This is a genomic window from Singulisphaera rosea (assembly GCF_054877945.1).
Map to the genome: position 1 here is coordinate 141238 of NZ_JBTYIP020000017.1, position 17575 is coordinate 158812.

The 17575-nt window shown below is 66.6% G+C and carries 9 protein-coding genes; 6 read left to right on the forward strand and 3 right to left on the reverse strand.

Features of this window, described 5'->3' with window-relative positions; genetic code table 11:
* Window positions 1-186: 186 nt before the first annotated feature.
* From ACYOEI_RS25430 to ACYOEI_RS25440, 3 genes are read left to right on the forward strand one after another with little or no spacing between them, the layout of a single operon-like run.
* A complete protein-coding gene (locus ACYOEI_RS25430) occupies window positions 187-3168 on the forward strand; it encodes a sigma-70 family RNA polymerase sigma factor (RefSeq protein WP_462852439.1) in 2982 nt (993 codons plus the stop codon).
* Window positions 3169-3195: 27 nt separating this feature from the next.
* Window positions 3196-4542, forward strand: coding sequence for a DUF1800 domain-containing protein (locus ACYOEI_RS25435; RefSeq protein ID WP_462852440.1), 1347 nt, complete (start codon window positions 3196-3198; stop codon window positions 4540-4542).
* A gap of 23 nt (window positions 4543-4565) precedes the next feature.
* Window positions 4566-5774: a DUF1501 domain-containing protein gene (locus tag ACYOEI_RS25440; RefSeq protein ID WP_462852441.1), complete on the forward strand. Its 1209-nt coding sequence runs from the start codon at window positions 4566-4568 to the stop codon at window positions 5772-5774.
* A gap of 203 nt (window positions 5775-5977) precedes the next feature.
* On the opposite strand, the gene ACYOEI_RS25445 is transcribed toward ACYOEI_RS25440, so the two are convergent.
* Window positions 5978-9301, reverse strand: a complete 3324-nt coding sequence (locus ACYOEI_RS25445; RefSeq protein ID WP_462852442.1) for an efflux RND transporter permease subunit — start codon at window positions 9299-9301, stop codon at window positions 5978-5980.
* A gap of 180 nt (window positions 9302-9481) precedes the next feature.
* Window positions 9482-10912, reverse strand: a complete 1431-nt coding sequence (locus ACYOEI_RS25450) for an efflux RND transporter periplasmic adaptor subunit (protein ID WP_462852443.1) — start codon at window positions 10910-10912, stop codon at window positions 9482-9484.
* A gap of 551 nt (window positions 10913-11463) precedes the next feature.
* Between ACYOEI_RS25450 and ACYOEI_RS25455 the strand changes: the two genes are divergently transcribed.
* Together ACYOEI_RS25455 and ACYOEI_RS25460 are read left to right on the forward strand one after the other, a co-directional pair.
* On the forward strand, window positions 11464-12165 hold the full coding sequence (locus tag ACYOEI_RS25455; protein ID WP_462852444.1) for a response regulator transcription factor: 702 nt from the start codon (window positions 11464-11466) through the stop codon (window positions 12163-12165).
* On the forward strand, window positions 12162-13685 hold the full coding sequence (locus tag ACYOEI_RS25460; protein WP_462852445.1) for a sensor histidine kinase: 1524 nt from the start codon (window positions 12162-12164) through the stop codon (window positions 13683-13685). Before ACYOEI_RS25455 ends, ACYOEI_RS25460 begins: the two co-directional genes overlap by 4 nt.
* A 157-nt stretch (window positions 13686-13842) precedes the next feature.
* Here ACYOEI_RS25460 and ACYOEI_RS25465 read toward each other — a convergent pair whose 3' ends face one another.
* Window positions 13843-15264 carry a rhodanese-like domain-containing protein gene (locus ACYOEI_RS25465; RefSeq protein ID WP_462852446.1) on the reverse strand — a complete coding sequence of 474 codons (1422 nt, stop codon included), beginning with the start codon at window positions 15262-15264 and terminating at the stop codon, window positions 13843-13845.
* 785 nt (window positions 15265-16049) lie between these two features.
* On the opposite strand from ACYOEI_RS25465, the gene ACYOEI_RS25470 reads away from it, so the two are divergent.
* Window positions 16050-17021 carry an MBG domain-containing protein gene (locus ACYOEI_RS25470; protein WP_462852447.1) on the forward strand — a complete coding sequence of 324 codons (972 nt, stop codon included), beginning with the start codon at window positions 16050-16052 and terminating at the stop codon, window positions 17019-17021.
* Window positions 17022-17575: the final 554 nt, after the last annotated feature.

Sequence of the window (17575 nt, forward strand, 5' to 3'; positions counted from 1 at the left end):
CTTGACACGGAAAGCCAGGCCACGCTGGTCTTCCGTATATCGGTACACCTGTCCGCAGGAATCCAGCCTTTCGACGTCGAGCGCGCCCTCGAACCAACGCGGCCGCGAAAAGATGGCCGGTCGGGCGTCCTCCAGCCCTAATAGAAGGTGGAAGACGACCACACGAGTGAGTGAGGATGCGGTTCCATGGCTATCGAGACACTGGGGGCTGCCCTGGGCTACCTCAATCGGCTCTTCGACGGGGGGACGCTCTCGGGGCTCCTCGACGACCAGTTGCTCGACCGGTTCCTGGCGACGCACGACGGCGCCGCCTTCGAGGCGATCATGGCGCGGCACGGGGCGATGGTCCTGAAGGTGTGCCGGGCCGTCCTGCGGAACCCGAGCGACGCGGAAGATGCCTTCCAGGCGACCTTCCTGGTCCTGGTCAAGAAGGCGAGCACGCTCCGGGGCCACGCCAACCTCGGGGGGTGGTTGCACCTCGTCGCCTACCGGGTCGCGATCCAGGCCAACGCGGCCGCCGCCCGACGTCGGGTCCAGGAGAAGACGGCCGGGGAGATCTCTCACATGCCCCCCTCGCACGATCCCGCCATCCTCGATGAGCTCCTGCCGGCGCTCCACGAGGAGATCGCCCGCCTGCCCGAGACGATCCGCCTCGCCGTCGTGCTCTGCGACCTCCAGGGCATCTCCCAGGGAGAGGCCGCCGAGTCATTGCGCCTGAGCGAGCGCACCTTACGACGTCGGCTGGTTGATGGTCGTGAACGGCTCAAGGCCCGGCTCGACCGCCGGGGCATGGGGGGCCACGGGGCGGTCCTGGCCACCGTACACATCCGCGAGGCGGCGACGGTCGTCCCGACGGCCTGGCGAGAGTCGACCCTGCGGGCGGCCCTGGATCTCGCCAGTTCGACCGCGGGAGCCGGCATCGCGTCGGCCGCGGCCCAGTCCTTAACCCGCGAGGTGCTCAAGACGATGTTCGTCCAGAGGATCACGATGACCGCAACGGCTTTCCTCGGGGCCGGCCTGATGGCCCTGGCCGCCTCGGCCGCCTTCGTGCCGAGGGGCGATGAGCCTCCCAATGGACCGGCCGAAGCCCCGCAGCCCGCGGCGGGAGTCACGACGAAGGCTCAAGACGAGGGCGGGACCTACCCGATTCGCGGCCGGGTGCTCGACCCCGACGGCAAGCCGGTGGCGAACGCCGGGGTCTACGTGCGTCCGTATACCGAATCGGGTTGGAGCGAAATCGACCCGATGGCCGCGAGGCAGAAGGGACGTGTGGCCTCGACGGATGCGGATGGGCGCTTCCACTTCGACTTGGACAAGGGCGCCAGCGATGGCGCGTACTGGCGAGGCGTGACCGGTTGGCACAAGGCCCAGGTCGCCGTCGCCGCACCGGGATATGCACTCGCCTGGGTCGATGCCGGGAACCTCGTCAAGCGTGGCGAGTTGGCGCTGAGCCTCGTCCGGGATGATGTCCCCGTCCGCGGGCGGGTCCTGGATTCGCAAGGCCGGCCCGTCGCGGGGGTGGTCGTCCGGATCCGAGCCATCTGGAAGCTCAAGGACGGGGTCGACGTCGACGCCCTCCTGGCCTCGGGCGCGGCGGATGACGAGGTGATGTATCGGAACGCACACCGATATGGCGAGTCGCTCGGGTCGTCGACCGCGACGTGGCGGGCGGATCCCAAATCCCTTTGGCCCGGAGGCCGGAACATCTGGACCACGGATGCCGACGGTCGTTTCGAGGTCCAGGGGATCGGCCGAGACCGCATCGCCCGGCTGGAATTCCACGGCGGCGGCGTGGCGGACGGCACGCTCGACGTGATGGCCCGCCCTGCAAAAACGCCGCCGAAGGCTCGGCCGCTCCCCAGCATGAAGAGGGACACCGCGTTCCTTGGCATGTACCCCCAGGGGACACAGCTTGTGGGTTCGACCTTCGAGTACATCGCCAGCCCGACCAAGCCGATCACCGGCATCGTCCGGCTGAAGGGGTCCGGCAAGCCCGTCGAAGGGGCCATCGTCCGTTGTGTCGACCCCGGGACACATACCGGCGTCACCGCCCAGACCGACGCCTCGGGACGCTTCCACATCGAGGGGGTACCGAAGGCGGGTTACTACCAGGTCGAGGTCAACCCGAGGCAAGGGATCGACGCGTTCCTCCGCCGTTTAAAAACCATCGATGATACGGAGGGGCTCAAGCCGCTCGAGGTGACGGTCGACGTGCCCCCGGGTGTGATCGTGACGGGTCGGTTGATCGACAAGACGACCGGCCGGGTGGCCCCACTGGGCAATGTCGAATACACCAAGGCGCCGGGCAACACGGCCGAGGGAAACGCCCTCGGTTTCTCCCGGCTGCCCGACTCGACGTTCGGGCTCACGGTCCCCCCCGGCCGCGGGATGATCGCCGGCGCCTCGGCCGTCGAGGGTACCGTCGACTCGTACGTTGCCGCCCGCCTGAAGCCCGAGGACAAAAGCGACAAAACGCTCGAGGCGACACGTTACACGCATGAGCTCGTCGGCAATCACTCCTACCGATTCGTCGACGTCCCGGCCGGCTCCGGGCCGCTCAAGATCGACCTCGAGCTAACTCGCGGCCCGAGCATCAATGGTCGGCTCGTCGACCTGGACGGGCAGCCCGTCGTCGGCGCCGACGCTTACGGCCTCAGCGCCTGCGACTGGGCGGGGACCATAGGCTCGCGGCCGCTCGACGCCGACACCTTCGAGGTCGGGGGACTGGAGCCGGGCCACCCTCGCCTTCTGGTCTTCACACACAAGGCCCGCAAGCTGGTCGGCGCGGCCGTGCTCAAGGACGACAACCTGAAATCTGGCATCCCGCTTGTGGTCAAGCTCGTCCCCACGGGGGTGATCGCGGGAAGGCTCGTCGATGAGGATGGCCTGCCTCGGGCGGGAGCGATGCTCCGCGTCTGGATGAACGACCCGGGAGGTTCGCCGGGCCACGGGTGTACCTTCGGCGATTCGGAGGTCACCACGGATGCCCAGGGGCGCTTCCAGGTCGAGGCGTTCGTGCCTGGTGTGGAAATGGAGGTGTCGATCCGAGACCCAAATCACGGGAACGTCCCGCTCGAAGGCGGCGAAGCCCTAGGTAAGCCCGCCCTGAAACCGGGCGAGGTCCGCGACCTGGGCGTCGTGACGGCCAAGGAAGTCCGCCGGCAATAATCGCTCGACTCGAGAGGGAGAAAGCCGATGCGAGCGTCCGCCACAAGAACGAACTCGGGCGACCCCTGGGCGCCCTATGTCCCCGACGAATCCACGCCCTGGGACCTGCGTCGGGTCGTCCACCTGCACCGCCGGGCCGGCTTCGCCGCCACCTGGGATGAGCTCCAACGCGACCTGAACGACGGCCCCGAGGCGTCGATCGACCGGCTCCTGAAGGGGACCACTCGATCGCGCGGCGTACCCTCGGGATTCGCCGAGTTCGCCGACCGCCTGGCCGACCGGGCCCTGGCCGCGCCCGACTCCGGTCGACTCAAAGGGTGGTGGGTCTACCGGATGCTCCTCGGCCCCGACCCCCTCACCGAGCGGCTGACGCTGATGTGGCACGGCCACTTCGCCACCAGCAACCTCAAGGTCGACAACCTCGGCTTCATGCTCCGGCAAAACAAGACCCTGCGCTCGCTCGGTCGGGCCCGGTTCGGGCCGCTCCTCCTCGCCATGCTCCGCGACCCGGCCTTGCTCGTCTGGCTCGACGCGCCCGATAACACCAAGGGACATCCCAATGAGAACATGGCCCGCGAGCTGATGGAGCTCTTCACGCTCGGCATCGGCCCCTATTCCGAGGAGGATGTCAAGCAGGCCGCCCGAGCCCTGACCGGGTGGCGGCTCGTGGGGGATCAGGCCCGGTTCCTTCCCTCCCGGCACGACCCTGGCACCAAGACCATCCTCGGCCAGACCGCCGCGTTCGACACCGAAGGTTTGGCGAAGGTCCTCCTGGACCACCCCGCGACGAGTCATCGCCTGGCCTGGCGACTGTCTCATGAGTTCTTCGGCGAAGGGGTGGTCGAGGATCGGGCGAAGAACGAGCTGGCCGAGGGACTGCGGGAGCACGACCTGGACATCGGCTGGGGCGTGGCGACGGTGCTCCGGTCGCGGCGCTTCTTCGACGCCGGCAACCTGGGTCGGCGGATCGCCAGCCCGATCGAGTTCGCCGTGGGTGCGGCTCGGGCGCTCGAGATGTTCGACCCGGCACCGGACACGTTGGTGCTGGCCGACTGGTGCGGACGACTGGGCCAGGATCTGTTCTACCCGCCCAACGTCGGCGGCTGGCCCGGCGGCCGGGCGTGGATCACCACCCGATCGGCGATCGGCCGGGCGAACCTTGCCGCGGCCCTGGTCTCCGGCCAGCCGCTCGGCCTGACCACCCCCTTCGACCCGATCGCGCTGGCTGAGCGTCATGGCCAGAGGCGCAACCCGTCGTTCTTCGCGAACCTGCTGCTCGGTGCCGATGGCCCCGAGATCCCGCTCGACGCGTCGGGAACGGCCCGACAGGCGGTTGCCCGGCTGCTGGCCTCCCCCGAGGCGCAGCGGATTTGATCCCGTCCCCAGGAGATGAGATCGTGATCACTCGCCGTCGATTCCTCGCCCAGGGCCTGGAGAAACCGACCCTCATCGCTCTGGCGCCGACGCTCCCCGGCTTCCTGGCTCGCACCGCCCGTGCGGACGTCGCGAACCACGACGGCCGGATCCTGGTGGTCGTCCAGCTCAACGGCGGCAACGACGGGATCAACACCGTCGTCCCGTTCAAGGACGAGGGGTACGCGAAGCACCGCAAGGCGCTCCGGCTCCCGGAGACGCGGCTGATCAAGGTCAGCGGCGAGGTCGGCCTGCACCCGGCGATGCGAGACGCGGGCAAGTTGCTGGAGTCGGGCCGGCTGGCGATCGTCCCGGGCGTCGGCTATCCCAACCCGAGCCGTTCGCACTTCCGCAGCATGGCGACCTGGCAGTCGGCCCGGCTCGACGAGCGGGAGCACAACGGTCTGGGCTGGGTCGGCCGGGGCCTCGACCAGGCCTCGCCAACCCGCGACGGTGCCCCGGCCGCCATGCTGATGGGGGCCGACGACCCCCCCACGGCCCTCTGCGGGAGGCGTTCCATCACCGCCGCACTCGACCGGCTCGACGACTATGCCCTCATCGAGAAAGCGACCGACGTCAAACCGTTGGGTGGATCCTCACCCTCCGGTGACGAGTTGGGGCAGTTCCTCCGCCGCAGCCTCCTGGACGCCTACACGACCGCGCACCGTCTCGAAGCCCTCTCCGGGGGCCGCGACGACGCCCGTTATCCCGAGTCCGAGTTGGCCGGTCGGCTGAAGCTGACGGCGCAGCTCATCAAGGCGGGGCTGGGCACGCGCGTCTATTACCTCGAACACGGGGACTACGACACCCACAGTTCCCAGGTCCCACGTCATGCCCTCTTGCTGGAGGAGCTCTCGAAATCGCTCCGGTCATTCCTCGACGACTTGGAGGCCTCTCGGCTGGCCGACCGCGTGTTGGTGATGGTCTTCAGCGAGTTCGGCCGCCGGGTCGCCGAGAACGGCTCGGAGGGAACCGATCACGGCACCTCCGGCCCCGTCTTCCTCGCCGGCCCGGCCGTCCGGCCCGGTCTCCACGGGGCCTACCCGAGCCTTAACGACCTCGTCGACGTCGATCTGAAGACCGCGGTCGACTTCCGCCGCGTCTATGCCACCATCCTGGAGGGTTGGCTCGGCCTGGCGTCGAAGGACGCCCTGGGCGGGACCTTCGACCCACTGCCGCTATTCTACGGCTGATGGCCTCTTCCGGAATCCCCTTGGGCTCAACGAGAGGAATCGTCGCTGGGGTAAAGGGTAGCCCCGGTTGTTCCAACCGGGGCTACCCAATTCCTGCAGGAGCCAGGCAACACACGACTTCCGTAATAGCACCAACCTCGTTCCCTGAGCCGACCCGGTTTCGAAGGACAAAACCGGGTCTCGCTACAGGCTCGGGGTCCTCGTCAGCAGGCTTCGAACCCTTCGACACCAGGGGGAGGAAGCTCGGACTCGGCTTCCAAGGCGTCGTGGACGACGAGCGAGTAGAGCGACGGCACAACAAACAACGTGGTCACGAGGCCCGCGAGGATGCCGCCGATGACGGATCGGCCGAGGGGTCCGTTGGCCTCGCTGCCTCGGCCCAACGCCAGGGCCATCGGGATCAGGGCGAAGAAGGCCGCGAGGGCCGTCATGACGACGGGGCGGACGCGAATCGACGCCGCCTTGCGGATCGCAGCGTCGGGGGACAGGCCCTCCTGGGTCCGGAGGTTCTGGGCGAAGTCGACGAGGAGCACCGTGTTCGACACGACGATGCCGACCATGAAGATGACACCCAGGAGCGACTGGACGTTGATCGCCGTGTTGGTGACATAGAGCATGATCACCACGCCGATCAGCCCGAGCGGCACGGCGAAGAGGATCACCAGCGGGGTCAGGTACGACTTGAACAAGGCCGCCATCAAGAAGTAAATGAGCATCGTCGCGAGGATCAGGCCGACGCCCAGGCTCTTGAAGGTCTCCTGCATCCGGGAATACTCGCCGCTCAATTCGAGCGTGGCCCCCTTCAAGGTCGTCCGCTTGCCGGAGCGGTCGTCGGGGTCGTACGGGATCCAGGTGCTGTTGCCCTGGTCTTCGCCGAACTCGCCGACGAGCTTCGTCACGTCGTCGGCGACGTGGCCGAGGTCTCGGCCGTAGACGCCCATTGTGAGGTCGATGGTCGACTGGAGGTTGGTGTGCGTGATCTCCGTCGGAACGGTTCCGCGCTGGAGCGTGGCGATGTTCCGCAACGGGATCGGTTCGGGCTGCTTCGGGCTGGTGATCGGGACGTCGAGCAAGGTTTCGATCGAGTGGATGTCCTCCTCGAAGTACTGGACGCCGACGAAATATTGGTTCTTGCTGACGGGGTCGATCCAGAAATTCTTCTTGTGGTACTGGATGCTCGAGTTGAGGGCGGCGACGACATTCTTCATGACCTCGGACTGATTCAGCCCCAGGTCGGCGGCCTTCGCCCGGTCGACGTTGATGATGAACTCGGGATAGTCGAGGCGCTGGATGATCCGGGCATCGACGACCCCGTCGACCTTCCTGACCTTCGGGAGGATCTGGTCGGCGACGCGACGGGCCTGGGGCATGTTCTTGCCCGAGATCCTCACGTTGATCGGCGACGACTTCCCTTCGTTCATGGCCGACCGGATCATGCCCCCCGCGTCGAAGGCGAACTCGAGGTCGGAGAACGACTTGTCCTTGGCGAACCCGGTCCGGAGCATCTGCACATACTCCTGCGCGGAGTGGTGACGATGCTCGGCAAGCTGGACCTTGATGACCGAGTCCATCGGGCCCGCGTTCGGGGTGTAAGCGGCCGAGAGGTCGGCGACCACTCCGAGCTCGGAGATGATCACCTGCACGTCCTTGCCGACGACGTCGCGGACGAACGCCTCGACCTTCTCGACCCGCTTCTCGGTCTCCTCGATCCGGGTACCGCTCGCCGCCCTCGCATAGATTTCGAAAGCCCCGGCGTCGACCTCGGGGAAGAACTCGCGACGCAGTTGGCTGCCGAGAAGCCCCAGGACCGCCACGAGCGTGACCACCGCCGCGAGGACGACCCCGAGCCGGAATTTCATCGCCCGGTTGAGTTGGCGGACATACCAGCGGATCCCCATCTCGATCAGCGCCTCCCAACGGGCGAAGGCCGCCGAGAACAGGCCGCGCCAGGCCGCCTTTCTGGGCTCCTCGACATGGTCTTCGGGCTGGGCCGCGTGCTCGCCGGAACCCGCCCCTTCGTGACCGTGGGCATGGGAATGAGCGTGGGGACGCAGCCAGCTCGCCGACCGCGACGGGACGAGGGTTCGCGAGAGGAGGTAGGCCGACCCCATCGCGAAGGCGACGGCGGCCGCCATCGGGCGGTAGAGGAACTCGCCGAGGCCCGGCATCAACGCGAGCGGGGCCAGCACGAGGAGGGTACACAAGCTGGCGACGAGTTCGGGCATGGCGACCTCGCTCGCCCCGAGGTAGGCCGCCTCCTCGGGCGACGCCCCCAGGCCGAGGTGCCGGTGCGTGTTCTCGAGGCAGATGATGGCGCTATCGACCAACGGCCCGATCGCCAGGGAGAGCCCGGCGAGGGTCATGACGTTGATCGTGTTGCCCGTCGTATAGAGTCCGACGAGCGCCGCCAGGACCGCGACGGGGATGGTCAAGACGGCGATCACCGTCATCCGCCACTCGCCGAGGAACAGGAGGATCACGAGGGAGCAGAGCACCGCCCCGAGGATCCCTTCTTCCATCAGGCTCTCGATCGACTGGCGTACATAAACCGATTGGTCCATCACGAGCTTCAGGTCGATGCCGCCTCGAGTGAGGCGGGCCTTCATATTATCAAGCGCCCCGCGGAGCGTGTTGACGACCTGCAATGTGCTGGCCCCGAGCTGGCGGAACACGGGGACATACACCTGGCGCTTGCCGTTGACGCGGACGACGTTCGTCTGGATGAAGCTCGCGTCCTTCGGCGTCGCGACGTCGGCGAGATAGGCCGAGTTGCCATGCTCGTTGCGGAGCGGGATCTGCGCCATGTTGCCGACGACGTCGAACATGGAGTTCGAGTCGATCGCGAAGTCGGTTGCGCCGAACTTGGCGCTCCCGGTGGGGAGGAAGACGTTGTAATCATCCACCGCCCGCATCACGTCCTGCGGCGAGAGGTGCCGGGCCTGGAGCTTCACGCGGTCGAGGTAGAGCATGACCGCCCGGACCTTGCCGCCGTAGACGAGAGGCGCGATCGCCCCCGGCTGCGACATGATCTGCGGGCGGATCTCGTAGCGACCGGTGTCGAACAGGGCGGCCTCGCCTTGCGTCGCGCTGTCGAGGGCGAGCAAGCAGACGGGCGTCGTGCTCGTCGGGTCGTAAGGCAGGACGACCGGCGGCAGGGTGCCCGGGGGCATCGTCGGATATTCCCAACCGGCGAGCGAGTTCACCTCGGTCAAGGCACCGCTGCGGTCGATGTTGCTCCGGAAGTAGTCGCGGACGATGCTCACCCCGACGATCGACCGCGACTCGAGCCGCCTCCCCCCCGTCGCCTGGACCACGCCTCGCTCGAGCCGGGCCGTGATATTCTTCTCGATGCTCGCCGCGGGCATGCCGCCGTAGAAGACCAGCGTCTGCACCGCCGGACTGCGGAACACCGGCAAGATATCAATCGGGATCGAATACGCCGCGAGCGTGCCGAGGACGACCACCGCCAGCGACATGACCGTCACCGCGATCGGATTCTTGAGCGATATCTTGATCAATCCATTCATGGAAGAGAGGACTCCGGCAAGTCCTGGGGAGGACCGCGATTGGCCAGGGATGAAGGGAGAGGAGAATGGATCCACAGATGACGCGGACGGACGCAGATTTTTTAAGATTGTTTTTCTAAATCTGCGTCCGTCTGCGTCATCTGTGGATCCATTTGAATTCCATCCGGGATTTTTCTCCGATCAAGAGCGGCTCTGGGCGACGACCGGCATGCCGGCTTCGAGGGGGACGCTCGAGCGGAGGACGACCTCGTCGTCGGGCTTGAGGCCCGAGTCGACCTCGATGATGCTGCCGTTGTCGGTGCCCAGCTCGACCTTCACCCGCTCGACCTTGCCGTCCCTGACGACTTGCACGACCCCTTTCCGCTTCTCGGACCGTTCGAGGACGCAGGCGACCGGCAACGTGAGCCTCTTCGACGCCGGTTCGAGTGCGATCGTCGCGCGGCCGTACATCCCTTCGCGGAGCCGGCCGTTAGGGTTGGGGATGTCAATCTCGATGCGCATCGTCCGGGTGAGGGGATCCTCGGACTCGGCGATTCGCGAGATCGGGGCCTTGAAGACCTGGCCCTCCAGCCCGTCGATGGTCAGGACGACCGGGTCGCCCGCGCCGGCCAGGGCGACGTCGGGGTCCGGCACGCGGACGACAACACGCATCAGGTCGGTCCGGGCGACCGTCAGGAGCGGCAACTCGCCGCCGTCGGAGGCCGATCGGATGAACGAGCCGGGGTGGAAGAATCGGTGGGTCACCACGCCGTCGAAGGGGGCGACGATCTTGGCGTAGGCCACGTCCACGCGGGCCTTCTCGAGCCGGCTCTCGGCCACATCCACGGCCGAGCGGGCCTCCTCGACATCGACCTTGACCTCTTCGATCTTCATCAAGGCGCTGGAGAGTTGGGTCTTGGCGGTCTTGGCCGCGAGGTTCGCGGTCGCTTCGGCGGCCTTGGCCCCCTCGAAGTCGTGCAGTTGCTCGTCGACCAGCTTCTTGTCGACCGCGCGGTGCTCATACAGCGAGTTCACCCGGACGTACTGGGCCTCGGCGAGCTTGCGGTTGGCGACCAGCCGGGCGATGTCGGCCTCCACCTGGGCCGCGGTGGCGGCGGCGGTATCGCGGTCAGCTTCGGCCGTCTTGACCTTGGCCTCCGCCTGCCGGGCACGCACCTTGGACTGCTCAAGGAGGGCCGAGGCTTCATGGACCGCCTGCCGCTCGCGAGGCACGTCGATCTCGGCCAGGACCTGCCCTTTCTTGATATGCGAACCGATGTCGACTTCCTGAGTCTTCAGATATCCCGAGACCATCGCCTGGAGTTGGACCGACTCGATCGAGTGGACGGAGCCCGGCTGGCTGGTCTTTCGCTCGATCCCGCCGACCTTCGGGACGACCACGTCGACCGACGTCGCGGCCGGGGCCCCAGCGGCACTGGCATCGGCGTTGCCGTGCGAGTCCTTGGCCTCCCCGGCCTCGAGCGACGCCCCACGGCCCCTCGGGCGGTATTCGACCGCGACGGCCACGGCGCCGAGGACCAAGAGACTGGCGACGGGTTGCCACCACTTCCAGGACTTCTGACGCGCCGGGCGAGGGTTCGGCCGGGCGGTGGCTTCCGCTTGAGTCGTCACGAGGCTCGACCTCCGGAGTAGTGGTGCGGGACCGACGTGCGTCCCGATTTCGTCGACGAAATCGCGGCCGACCGGGACGGACTGAGGGTCGGGAGAGTCATGCACAATTCACGATCCGAGTAGGTGGGCACCGCCCACCGAGCCTTTCGGGATTGCCGGTGGGCGGTGCCCACCATGCAAAACGTGAAGTAGGCCGCGTCGGAGCCCTCGACGCCCCTGGGCTTCGGCCAAAGTCCAGGGACGAGGGGGGTCGAAGACTCCGGCGCGGCCCACCTCGAACCCCCGGACCTCCGCAAAGCCGACGACCCGGAGAGGGTCCGGGGCATTGTCGGCGAAGGCATTCTAGCCGGGCTTCGGTAAGGGCTCGGTAAGCCGAGAGTAAATTCCGCTTAACCAAGGGATCCCCCCTTCCCCAAACCCGATCATGGTGATTGCAATGGGGTTGAGGCACGACCACTGATCGCGACGGTGGACCCGGCGAGGGTGGATCGCTCGACTTGAAATTCCTGCCGGGAGAGGTGGGAACGGTCCCCGATCGGAATGAGGATCTCATGGGCATCCGGCTACTCGTCATCGAGGACGAGGCGAACATCGCCGACTTCCTGGTGCGCGGGCTGACCGAGGAAGGCTTCACGGTCGAGCACGCCGCCGACGGCGTCGCGGCCTGGCATGCGTTGCGCTCCGGGGGTTGGGACCTCGTCCTGCTCGACTGGTGGCTCCCCGGCCTCGACGGCCTCTCGCTCCTCCGCCAGTTCCGCGAGCGAGATCGTCAGACCCCCGTCCTCTTCCTCACCGCCAGGGACCAGGTCGAGAACCGAGTCCTGGGCCTCGACACCGGCGCGGATGATTACGTCAGCAAACCTTTCGACTTCGACGAGTTGCTCGCGCGGGTCCGGGCCCTGATCCGACGACGGGACAACAGCCCCGGCCTGGTCCTCTCCCACGGGGACGTCTCCGTGGACGTCGTCACCCAGCGGGCCGAGCGGGCCGGGCGAGGCCTGGAGCTCACCGCCAAGGAGATGGCGCTGCTCGTCTACTTCCTCCGCAACGCGGGCCGGGTCCTCTCGAGGACCCGAATCTACGAGCATGTCTGGGGAGGCGGGATCGACGGTCCCTCGAAGACGCTGGACGTACACGTGATGGAGCTTCGCCGCAAGCTCGAGGTCTCGGGCCCTCGGGTCATCCACACGCTCCGAGGCCGGGGCTACCTGTTCGGCGACCCGCCCGGCGCGATGACTGAGGAAGTGCGATGAGCCTGGCGACCCGACTCTCGTCGTTCTTCCTGATCGCCCTGGCGCTCGTCCTCGCGGGCTTCTCGGGGACTTTGTACCTGCTCACGAAGCGGGACCTCGTCAAGCAGAACGACGAACGGCTCGAGCGGGCCCTCGAGACCCTCGAGGCGTCGGTCGACATCGAGCCGGGGGGCCTGGAGTGGGAGCCCTCCGACCGGCACCTGACCCTCGGCGCGGACCCGGGCATCGACGCCGTGCGATGGGCCGTGCGAGACGGCCGAGGCGTCCTGGTCGACCGCTCGTCGAACTCGAAGACTGGAGCGTTTCCGCTCGGCTGGTCGCCCGAAACCCCTCCGAAAAAGGCGAGTGACGGCCCGGTCTTCGGTTCCGTCCCCGGCTGGCGACTGGCGGGTCGGAGGCTCCGCCTCGACGAGCTCCTGCGACAGGGCCGAGGACACCCCGACGACGAGCCCGGATACGAGGTGCAATACCCGGTCCTCGACCTGGTCGTCGGCATGTCCCCCGCGCCCGTCGAGGCGACCCTCGCCCGCTTGAGGATGACCTTGGGGATGCTCTCGTTGGCCGTCTGGATCTCGGCCGCGGCGGTGGGGCGTTGGCTCTGCCTCCGCGCCCTCGCCCCGATGCGGCGGATGGCCAGCGCGATGACGGCCATGACCGCGGCCGACCTCGGACGCCGGCTCCCGAGGCCCGGCACCGGCGACGAGCTCGACGAGCTCGGCCAGGCCTTCAACGACCTCCAGGACCGGCTGCACGAGGCCTTCGCACGCCTGAACGAGGCTTATGAGCTACAACGCCGATTCGCGGGCGACGCCTCGCATCAGCTCCGCACCCCCCTGGCGGCCCTCCTCGGGCAGGTCCAGGTCGTCCGCCGCCGCGACCGATCCCCCGAGGAATACCGGCGCGTCCTCGACCTGGTCCAGGCCGAAGGGGTCCGGCTCCGGCAGATCGTCGACTCGCTCCTCTTCCTGGCGAATCCGAATGGGTCCCGCCCCGATCCCCAGCCGCTCGACCTTGTGGCGTGGGCCCCTGATCACCTCGGGCGTTGGTCATCCCACGCCAGGGCGGCCGACCTTCGCCACGAGATCACCGCATCCTCCCCGCTCATGGTCCGGGCCCACGAAGCCTTGCTCGCCCAGCTCGCGGACAACCTCCTGGAGAACGCCGGCAAGTACAGCACCCCCGGGACCCCCATCGTCGTCCGGGTCGGGCGAGACGGCTCGTCGGCGACCCTGGCCGTGGAGGACCGCGGTCAGGGCCTGGCGGCCGAAGACCTGGCGCGAGTCTTCGAGCCCTTCTACCGGACCGAGGAGGCCCGCCGCAACGGCCAGGGCGGCGTCGGCCTCGGCCTGGCCGTCGCCCGACGGATCGCCGCCGCGTTCGGCGGCTCCTTGACCGCCCAGAGCTTGCCCGAGGGGGGGACACGATTCCTCCTCCGCCTCCCCGAGGACCACACCTCCAATTATCGCGAAGATGTCGATCCATTGGATTCAATCATCGATACCATTCCGACATCGGGATAAGAAGGAGCCAAAGTCCATCCGCAGATGACGCAGATTGACACAGATGAAAATTTTGAAAACCAATTTTATCTGTGTCAATCCGCGGACAAGTTCGCCTTTCCTTATCCGTCTTTCCTCTGTGTCGAAAAGACAATGACCCGACGTCAGGTCGTTGTTTTCATTCCACGAACGCCGCGAACTCGACCTGGATCTCCCCCTCGCCGCGGAAGGTCACGTTGTAGATCGGCAGCCCTTTGGCGAGGTGGCCCAGCGAGTTCTTCGTGTGGACCGCGTCGAGCGACCTGATCTCGGCGAGCAAGGCGGCTCGGATGTCCTTCTCGAACTCGGGGACGAGGTCGGCCTGGAGGAGGAGGAAGTCCACGAGAAGGCCGAAGAGATACTCGCTCACCTGCGGATGATAGATAAACATCTGAGATTCGAAGAACGACGGCGAGATCAGCGGGATCGGCGTGAAGGGGTGGAGCGGCCCCTCGATCCGGGTGATCAGGACGGCCCGCTCGTTGTGCTGGCCGTGCAGCGACTCGAACTCGGCCCGGAACGCCCCCTCCCAGCGGGTCCGGAAGAAGGCGCAGAGGACGTCGAGGACCAGGCCCGACCGGACCCGGTAATCGGCCGAGTGCTGGTGCATCAGCCGGATGTGCCCGCAACCGATCGCCTCCACCCTGCAGAGGTGCTCGAGCACGGCGTCGCGGTGCATGAGCGGCGGACGTCGGAGGAACTGGCGCCATTCCGAGGGATCGCTCGCATACTCGGCGATCGCGGCCTCCAGGCGGGGGTCCTTCCGCATCGACTCCACCACCTTCGACACGGTGGTCTGGTCGGTGTGCATGTAGAACCCGCCGAACGCGTCGATCCTGCGCTCGAGCAAGCCGAGGATGACGTCCTGATCGAGCGGTCGGCCGATCACCGCCTCGATCGCCGCCATGACCAGGAGGAACTGGCCGGCGTCGCCCCCAGGCGTCCCGAGGATGCTGCGGTCGTCGCGGCCGTCGATGCAGGAAAGCTGGGTGTGGAGCACCAAGGCAGCGAGCTTGATCCAGCAGACGGAGAGCGGGTCGCCGAGGTGCCGCTGGACCTGCTCGATCGAGAGTCCCGCCGGTTCCCCGTCCTGGAACTCGGGGAAGATGATCTCGGTGAGGACGTCGCAGCGGTCGAGGATGGACGGGTCCCGAGTCGTCCGAAACCCGAGGCTCAGCCAGTGCGCCATCCCGCCGGCCAGGGCGGCGACATAGCGCATCCCCTGCCCTTCGAGTTTCCGGGCCACGTCGCTCGCCCGTTCGCCACTCCCCGAGACGACCACGAGCGGCGTCTCCGTCCCGAGACGTCCGGCGAGCGAGTCGAGCCGCTCGACGGGGATCCAGTCGGCGCCCGGGATGTATCCGAGCGGGCCGACAAATTCCTGTGGGTCGCGGACGTCGATGAGTCGAACACCAGGGCCTTGGCCGGCCACGAACTCGGCCGGCACCAGCGGCGTCCCCCGCTCCGACCGGGAAAGCCGGGCGCACCAGTTCGCAGTCCACGCGTGCGGAGGGGGCCCGGCGACCGGCTCGGCTCCGGCCGTTTCGTTCGGCTTCGACATGTGACGACTCGCTCCCGTTCGACGTTCGGTCCAGGCCCACAGAGTACCTGTTCCGTCGCCCGGCCCGCAACGACCGAGCCTGGTCGTTCTGAACACTCAAGAAATGACGAGTCCGTCCGACAGCCCGATCCGGATCGTCTCTCCGCGAATTTCGCACCGCGCGAGGTCTTCAGTTGAGATGGCGGAGTCCGGGAATCTTCTGGCTCGTCCCCCGAGCTTTGGAAGAAGGACCAGGGATCCTTCAAGACGCCGTTACGTCGAATCCTACGCCCAAACCGTAGATTTTCGCTTCCTTAAGCCAATAAGCCAGGCGTCCACGACAAAATGCCACGGACCTACGCCATCACTGCGCACCTTTTTCGCTCACCAACAACGTAAACTGCTCAACAGATTCTCAGCGAGCGAATTCGACAGTTCCGATAGAGTCGGCCGGCACAATCGATGTAGTCCCCCGAAAGCACGCGAACAACCGACCAAGGAATGGCGAATCTGCCGAAACATGCGTTATCCTCGATTGTCGATGCTCTCGACACGTTCGCAATCCATAACGCCACCGATAACAGCCCATACTTCCGGCGATGCGGCCTCGACGACTCGCGTCCTTCGTGGATCGGTCGTCTTCGCCCCCCGTCGCTGCCCACCGGAGGTCCGTTAGAATGCCGCACATCCTTAAGTTTGCGATTCGTTGCCTCCCGTCTCTTCCCAGCATAGGGCCTTCATCCCTTGGTCCTCGACGCCTCGAACGATCGGGACTTCGACCCCTTGTCGAGGCCTTCGAAGGGCGAGTGCTCCTGAGCGGGGCGTCGCTCCAATCGCATGTCGAATCCCTCGAGATCGGCCGAACGGTCCACGTCGCCAGGATCCCTTCCGGGGACGACACGACCCGGGCCACGATGACCGCAACGACGCTGACGGACGTCTCGGTCAACGCCGCCCGAGGTGGCAAAACCGTCCTCTCGGCGACGCTCACGTCCAACGGCGCCCCGGTGGCCTACGCGGTCGTCCGCTTCCAGGTCCGGGGAAAGCCGGTCGGCTTTGCCATCACGGATGCGAATGGAATCGCGAGCGGCACGACCGCCAGGTTCACGGGCGGCCGCCCGGCGATCGTCCCCGGAGTTGTCAAGGCGGTCTACGCGGGCGACCCATCCCACCTCCGCAGCGTGAGCCGGGGGAAGCTGACGGTCAGTGCGACCTCGACCAGCCTGACCCTCTCCCCGGTCGACGGGCGTTATGACGATTCCGCCTTCGCGGATGTCAAACTGACGTCCCGAGGCAAGCCCATGTCGGATGGACAAGTGATCCATTTCTACCTCAACGGACAAAGCATCGGCGCCGCCACGACCGACTCGTCCGGCCGCGCGAGTGCTCGACTTAGCCTCCGGCAGACGCCGCTCAACGCGGGTGTGTATCCCAACATCATTACCGCCGTCTATGAAGGAAGTAAGGTGGCACGGCGAAGCGTTGCTGTTGCTACGCTCACGGTCGAGAGAGCCCCGCTCTCGGTCACTCTCAGTAATCTGGCCCAGACGTACGACGGAACTCCGAAGCTCGTCACCACGGGTGCGTTCCTCGTCCCGATCGGATGGAAGGGCTCCGTCGACTATTCGGGAATCCCCCTTTCGGTCACGTACACCGACTCGAGTGGCCACGTCATCGCGGCCCCAACCGCGGTCGGATCCTATCACGTGAGCGCGACCGTCGCCGATCCGAACTACGTCGGGGATGCGTCCGGAACCCTCGTGATTTCGCCTCCATAAGCCGTCGGTGACAGTTCCCTTCAACGACGTCGGCACGCGTGATCCGTGCGATCCCAAAACCCGTCGCATGGCCCAGAGGAGGGAAGGCGGAGCTTTCCCTCTTGGTGTATTCGAACCTCCTCGCACATGCCTCCCACTCGAGCGAGTCCCGGACCGTTGAAAATAATCACCCCGTTTTCCCAGTCTTCGCCAATTGCACCAATTGCGGCAACCTTGTTAGACTTGACGATCGTGCGTGGCCGTTGATTCGACGGCCCGGCCCTTAGAGACGGATGCAAGGCCGTCTCGACGAGGGTTTTCTCCGTCAAACGAGGAGGACACGGCTCGTGACACCGGGAGGTTACCGACGGATCCGAAGGTTCGTCGTGGACCTCGTTGAGTGAGGGTTCGCCGCGATCGAAGAAAAGACGGTAGGCGAGCCACGCTTCCGGGTGTGATTTTTTGCGCGCCGATCGAGGACGAGGACCATCGACGGAAAGACACGCCATACGTCTCTGTCGATGGATGTGATCGCTTCAAGAGCCATGAGGGCTTGCCTCGGAATACGGCGCCTC

Bases quoted from the DNA above. Each gene is read 5' to 3' on its own strand.
- ACYOEI_RS25430 (WP_462852439.1), top strand. From the start codon at position 187: ATGGCTATCGAGACACTGGGGGCTGCCCTGGGCTACCTCAATCGGCTC.
- ACYOEI_RS25435 (WP_462852440.1), top strand. From the start codon at position 3,196: ATGCGAGCGTCCGCCACAAGAACGAACTCGGGCGACCCCTGGGCGCCC.
- ACYOEI_RS25445 (WP_462852442.1), bottom strand. From the start codon at position 9,301: ATGAATGGATTGATCAAGATATCGCTCAAGAATCCGATCGCGGTGACG.
- ACYOEI_RS25455 (WP_462852444.1), top strand. From the start codon at position 11,464: ATGGGCATCCGGCTACTCGTCATCGAGGACGAGGCGAACATCGCCGAC.
- ACYOEI_RS25460 (WP_462852445.1), top strand. From the start codon at position 12,162: ATGAGCCTGGCGACCCGACTCTCGTCGTTCTTCCTGATCGCCCTGGCG.
- ACYOEI_RS25465 (WP_462852446.1), bottom strand. From the start codon at position 15,264: ATGTCGAAGCCGAACGAAACGGCCGGAGCCGAGCCGGTCGCCGGGCCC.